Source organism: Streptomyces sp. NPDC058375 (assembly GCF_042723425.1).
GTDB lineage: Bacteria > Actinomycetota > Actinomycetes > Streptomycetales > Streptomycetaceae > Streptomyces > Streptomyces durocortorensis.
Genome location: NZ_JBHXJG010000030.1, coordinates 38,281 through 44,162 on the forward strand (window position 1 = coordinate 38,281; position 5,882 = coordinate 44,162).

General features: G+C 72.0%; 6 protein-coding genes and 1 pseudogene. 5 read left to right on the plus strand and 2 right to left on the minus strand.

What is annotated here, in order from left to right; all coding sequences use genetic code 11:
* From ACFWM7_RS07915 to ACFWM7_RS07935, 5 genes and pseudogenes are all read left to right on the plus strand, one after another.
* Window positions 1-563: pseudogene (locus tag ACFWM7_RS07915) on the plus strand (ATP-binding protein); the annotation flags it as partial.
* Between the two features lie 113 nt (window positions 564-676).
* Window positions 677-1,138 (plus strand): roadblock/LC7 domain-containing protein, encoded by a 462-nt coding sequence (locus tag ACFWM7_RS07920; RefSeq protein ID WP_383256389.1) that lies wholly within the window; start codon window positions 677-679, stop codon window positions 1,136-1,138.
* The gene (locus ACFWM7_RS07925) at window positions 1,135-1,491 is read left to right on the plus strand and encodes a DUF742 domain-containing protein (RefSeq protein ID WP_383256391.1); all 357 of its coding nucleotides are present in this window, start codon (window positions 1,135-1,137) and stop codon (window positions 1,489-1,491) included. The genes ACFWM7_RS07920 and ACFWM7_RS07925 overlap by 4 nt, the downstream gene beginning before the upstream one ends.
* Window positions 1,472-2,104 (plus strand): ATP/GTP-binding protein, encoded by a 633-nt coding sequence (locus ACFWM7_RS07930; RefSeq protein WP_383256393.1) that lies wholly within the window; start codon window positions 1,472-1,474, stop codon window positions 2,102-2,104. Before ACFWM7_RS07925 ends, ACFWM7_RS07930 begins: the two co-directional genes overlap by 20 nt.
* Window positions 2,101-3,381: a cytochrome P450 gene (locus ACFWM7_RS07935; protein ID WP_383256395.1), complete on the plus strand. Its 1,281-nt coding sequence runs from the start codon at window positions 2,101-2,103 to the stop codon at window positions 3,379-3,381. The genes ACFWM7_RS07930 and ACFWM7_RS07935 overlap by 4 nt, the downstream gene beginning before the upstream one ends.
* Before the next feature lie 59 nt (window positions 3,382-3,440).
* Here the strand turns inward: ACFWM7_RS07935 and ACFWM7_RS07940 are convergent, their stop codons facing one another.
* Complete coding sequence (locus ACFWM7_RS07940) at window positions 3,441-4,592, minus strand: cytochrome P450 (protein ID WP_383256406.1); 1,152 nt, start codon at window positions 4,590-4,592, stop codon at window positions 3,441-3,443.
* A gap of 204 nt (window positions 4,593-4,796) precedes the next feature.
* Window positions 4,797-5,714, minus strand: coding sequence for a cellulose-binding protein (locus tag ACFWM7_RS07945; protein WP_383256396.1), 918 nt, complete (start codon window positions 5,712-5,714; stop codon window positions 4,797-4,799).
* Between the last annotated feature and the right edge of the window lie 168 nt (window positions 5,715-5,882).

Sequence of the window (5,882 nt, forward strand, 5' to 3'; positions counted from 1 at the left end):
CGCCCGCCGCACCTTCACTCGGGCCCGCAGCACCGTCGCCGGTGGCCGAGCCCGCAGCGCCGTCGCCGGAGCCCGGGCCCGCAGCGCCGTCGCCGGTGCCCGAGCCCGCGTCCCAACCCGCGCCCGCGCCCGCGGCACCGCCTGTCGCGCCCGCGACGCCGTCGCCCACTCCCGCCCCCGCAACGCCCGCCCCGCCGGAGACCGTCGCACCCACCGCCCCGCTGCCCACCCCGGACCGCGCCCCCGCCCCCTCCCCCGACCCCCTCGTCGCCCGTCCGCGTGAGTCCGAGCGGCCCGCGGCCCGCCCTGCGGCGGCCTCCACCCCCGGCGGTCTGCCCGTCCGTACGCCCGGCCGCACCATGGGCGAGGCGGAGCGCGGTCGTCACCGCGGCTCGCCCGCGGCCGCGTCCCCGGCGAACCCGCGGGGCGACACGCCACGGGCCACCCCGCCCCGCAGCGCGGGCCAGCAGTTCGGCGCCTTTCACCGTGGCCGGCGGTCCCAGGGCGACGCCTCCGGGGAGCCGGACGCCGGGACCGTACCGCCGCCGTCCTCCGCGCCGTAACCCGGAACGCCATCCGCAGGGTGCCCGGGTCACCGGACGCGCTCGCTCGACCATCCGAGATTGGAGGTACGGGACATCGGCCGGTCCCCGGCGCCACGGTCCCGTCACTCATCATGCAGACCACAGACAACAGCCTCACCTGGCTCCTGCAGAGGCTGCTTGAGCAGACCCCCGGAACGAGGCACGCCCTGGCCCTGTCCCGCGACGGGCTCAAGCTCTGCTGGAGCGAGCACCTCACGCTCGACCAGGCTGACCAGCTGGCAGCCATCTGCTCCGGCATGCAGGCGCTGGCGCAGGGCGCCTCCATCGAGTTCGGCGACGGCTCCGGCGGCGTACGGCACTCGATGACCGAGTTCCACGGCGGCCTGCTCTTCATCGTCGAAGCCGGCGAAGGCGCGCATCTGGCCGTCGTCGCCACGGAGGAGGCCGACCCCAGCATCGTGGGCAACCAGATGACGCAGATGGTCGAGCAGATCGGCGAACACCTGCGCGCCGCACCACGCGGCACCGTACCGGGGAACGCGTCGCGGGGAAGCACGTCCCCGGGGAGTACGTCACCGGGGAGCGCGTCGTGACCCGCCGGCCCGTCGACACCGGGGCCCCCGACCGGCTCTACACGGTCACCGGCGGCCGCAGCCGTGCCGCGGACTCCTTCGACCTGGTGACCCTCGTCGTCAGCGAGTGCCGGCCGACCACCGGCATGCAGTCGGAGCACGCACGGATCCTCGACCTGTGCACCCACCCGACCGCCGTCGTCGAGATCGCCGCCGAACTCGCCCTGCCCGTCACCGTGGTACGCATCCTGCTCGACGACCTCCGCGCCATGGGCCGGATCACCGCACGCCATCCTCGCGTGGCCGCCTCACCGTCCGCCCTCCCCGACTCCGACCTGCTGCAGGAGGTGCTCCATGGTCTCCGAAAGCTGTGAGGTCTCCGAAAGCTGTGAGCTGCCGGCCCAGCGCACTCCGCTGGCCGACGCCGCCGAAACCGGCCTGAAGATAGTCGTCGTCGGAGGGTTCGGCGTCGGCAAGACCACGCTCGTCCGCTCGGTGAGCGAGATCCGGCCGCTGAACACCGAAGAGGTCATGACCCAGGCCGGCGTCGGCGTCGACGAGACCAGCGGCGTCGACGCCAAGACGACCACCACGGTCGCCTTCGACTTCGGACGCATCAGCCTCAACGAACGCATCGTGCTGTACCTGTTCGGCGCCCCCGGCCAGGAGCGCTTCTGGTTCCTCTGGGACCGGCTGTTCTCCGGCACGCTGGGGGCCGTGGTCCTCGTGGACACCCGGCGGATGGACGACTCCTGGTACGCGATCGACCGGCTGGAACACCACGGCACACCGTTCGTGGTCGCGGTCAACCGCTTCGACGACGACCTCACCCACTCCCTCGACGAGATCCGTCAGGCACTGGCGCTGCCCGAGCACATCCCGATGGTCGACTGCGACGCGCGGGTCCGGCGGTCCAGCAAGAACGTCCTGATCACGCTCGTCGACCATCTGCGCACGATGGCCATCGCCCGGGAGACGACACCATGAGCACCTCCAGCCCGTCCTTCGACCCGTCCTTCAATCCGGGCGCAACCGCCCCGTCCGGCTGCCCGGCCGCCCCCGGCGCCGTACGGCTGTCCGGCGCCTCCTACCAGCAGACGCCCACGGAGCTCTACCGCTCGCTGCGCCGGGAGCACGGCGCGGTGGCGCCGGTCCTGCTGGACGGGGACGTACCGGCCTGGCTGGTCCTCGGCTACGCCGAACTCTCCTACGTCACCACGCACGACGAGCTGTTCGCGCGGGACTCGCGCCGCTGGAACCAGTGGGACACCATTCCGCCGGACTGGCCCCTGCTGCCGTTCGTCGGCTACCAGCCGTCGGTGCTCTTCACGGAGGGCGACGAGCACCGGCGCCGGGCCGGCGTCATCACCGAAGCCCTGGAAGGCGTCGACCAGTTCGAGCTGGCCCGCGACTGCCGGCGCATCGCTGACCGGCTCATCGCGGAGTTCGCCGGAAGCGGTCGGACGGAGCTGATGAGCAGTTACGTCCACGCGCTGCCGATGCGGGCCGTGGTCCAGATGTGCGGCATGCCGGTGTCGGGCGCGGACACCCAGCAGTTGGTGGACGACCTGCGGATCTCCCTCGACGCCGGCGAAGGGGACGACCCGGTGGCGGCGTACGGACGCGTCGGCGACCGGCTGCGCCAACTGGTCAAGGACAAGCGGGCGGCGCCCGGGCCCGACGTCACCTCCCGCATGGTGACGCACGAGGCGGGCCTCACGGACGAGGAGATCGTCCAGGACCTGATCTCGGTCATCGCCGCGGCCCAGCAGCCCACCGCCAACTGGATCTGCAACACGCTGCGGCTGCTCCTGACGGACGAACGCTTCGCGGTGAACGTCTCCGGCGGCAGGCTCAGCGTCGGCGAGGCGCTCAACGAGGTGCTGTGGCTGGACACCCCGACGCAGAACTTCATCGGCCGCTGGGCCGTACGGGACACCCAGCTCGGCGGCCGGCACATCCGGGCCGGCGACTGCCTGGTCCTGGGGATCGCCGCCGCCAACACCGACCCGGAGATCTGGCCGGAGGCGTACGTCGGCGCCGAGAACTCCGCCCACCTGTCGTTCAGCGGCGGGGAGCACCGCTGCCCCTACCCCGCACCGCTGCTGGCCGACGTCATGGCCCGTACGGCGGTGGAGACGCTGCTCGAACAGCTCCCGGACCTGATGCTGGCGGTCGAGCCGGCGGAGCTGACCTGGCGGCCCTCGATCTGGATGCGCGGACTGTCGGCGCTGCCGGTCCAGTTCAGCCCGCTGGCGCAGTAGCGGGCGGCCGGGCCAGGAAGCGTTCCCTGGCCCGTCCGCCCGCCGACGAGCGCGTTCCGTCAGCCCGACACCGGCGTGAAGCGGACCGGCAGGCTCTTCGGCCCCCGGGTGAAGACACCGTGCTCGACCGGGTCGAAGCCGTCGGCCAGCCGCAGATCCGGCATGGCGTCCAGCAACTGACCGACGCCGATCTCGACTTCGGACCTGGCCAGCAGCGCACCGACGCAGAAGTGCCGGCCGAGCGCGAAGGCGAGATGGTCCGCCGCCGCCGAGAAGGCGTTCGTGGCGGTCAGGTCCTCGCGGAAGATGTCGAAGGCATCGGGGTTCCCGTAGCGGTCCTCGTCACGGTTGGCGGAGCCGATCAGGCAGGTCACCGTGGAGCCCGCCGGCACGGTGCCGCCGCTCAGCTCCACCTCCGTCGCCGACTGACGCATGATCATGTGCACGGGCGGTGTGTAGCGCAGCGTCTCGGCGAAAGCCCGGGATATCAGACTGCGGTCGGCGCGGACCGCCGCCAACTGCTCCGGGTGGACCAGCAGGTTGGCGAAGATACCGGCGATGGCCTTGTCGGTGGTCTCGCCGCCGGCCGCCAGCAGCAGACTGCAGAACGCCTTGACGTCCTCGTCGCTCATCCGGACCCCGTCGACCTCCGCGGTGCACAACGTCGACAACAGGTCGTCGCCGGGCGCCTCACGCCGCTTCCGGATGATCGGCAGCATGTACTCGGCGAACTCGACGCGCGTACGTTCACCTGCCCGCGCCACGTCCTGGTCGCCGGAGAGATTACCGAGAAAGGCGATGACAGCCGTATACCAGCCGTGAAAACGCTCATAGTCGGACTTGTCCAGACCGAGCATGTCCGCAATGACGTTCACGGGAAAGCGGGTGGCGTAGTCGGCCACCAGATCGACGGACCCGGAGTGACGGAACGCGTCGATCAGTTCGCGCGAATTGCGCTCGATGACCGGTAAAAACTTGTCCCGCAGGTCGGCGCCCCGGAAGGCCGGCGCGACGAGGGCCCGGCGTACGGCGTGCTCGCGCCCGCTGAGCTGGAGAATCGTCCGCCCATGGACGGGCTCGATCTGCCAGTCGTAGTTCTCGGTGGTGAATTCACCGGATTTGTCCTTGAAGACGCGCTCGACGTCCTCGTAACGCGAAACGATGTAACTCTTGGTGGCTTCGTGCCACAGGAGCGGCGCGTCATGACGCATCCGGCGATACGCCTGATAAGGGTCTCTCTCGAACTCGGGTGACAAAATGTCCGGCGCTTCGACCGACATGAACACTCCCTGGTGAACGGGGAACGGAGACGGGTGAACTGATCACTCCCATCACCTCCCGAGAACACGCATTCGTCAAGAGTTGCCACCCGTTGCGACCTGCCCGTCCACCGCCCCGGACCGGGAGGGGCGCGCTCAGTCCTCCGGCTTCTCCCCCGGCCCGTCCCCCGGCGACGCCGTCCGGCCCGTCAGCGCCGCCAACGAGCTGCGTACGTGCGCCATGTGCGCCTGGGCCTCCTCGCGGCCCTCCTCGTGCACCCGCAGGATCCGCTCGGTCTCCCGGACCACCCGCTCCTCCCGGACCCGGGCCTCGGCCAGCACCTCCGCCGCCCGCGCCTCCGCGTCCTCCTGGCCGTGCCGGGCCGCCTCCTGCGTGGCGGCCAGTCCCCGGCCCGCCTCCGCGAGCAGCGCCTCCGCCCGCTCGGTCAGCTCCGCGTACCGGGCCTCCAACGCGACCTCCTCGGCGGCCAGTTCGGCCTCGGTCGCCTTGAGGCGTTCCGCGTGCTCCTGCTCCTGGTGGGCCAGCACACTCGCCGTACGGTTACGGGTCTCCTCCATCGCGGAAGCGGCCGCCGACCGCACCTCCTCGGCGTCCTGCCGGGCCGCGGCGAGCAGTTCCTCCGCCTCCCGGACCGCCCCGGCCACCCGCTCCTCGGCCACCTGTTCCGCCGCCGCCCGCACCGCGCCGGCCGCCTCGCGCGCCGCGTCCCCGGCCGCCCGGCCCGCCCCCTCCGCCTCGTCCCGCAGCGCCTGGCCCGCCGCCAGCGCCTCGGCCTCCAGCGCCTGAGCCTCACCCTCGGCCAGGGCCAGGATCCGCTGGGCCCGCTCCCCCAGCTCCGCGTAGTCCTGCACGGGCAGCGCCGCGACGGTCTCCGCCAGCCGGGCCGCCTCGCCGACCAGCTCCTCCACCCGGGCCGTCAGCCGCGCGTGCTCGGCGAGCGCTCCGTCCCGCTCGGCCGTCAGGGCGGCGACCGCCCGGTCCACCTGCTCCGGGCGGTACCCCTTCCCCCGTACACCCACGACGTCGAACGCGGACACCGGTCCAGCACTCATCCCCGAAACCTCTCTCCGACCCACCGACCCACCGCGATACGTCAAGGATGCGGCAATTGGTGCCGGAAGTCGGAATAGATCAGCGGCATTCCGGCCGGAAGCGACCGGCATCACAGACCGGGCGAACCGGCACACAGTAAGGCGCCCGGACCCTTCCCGGGTCCGGGC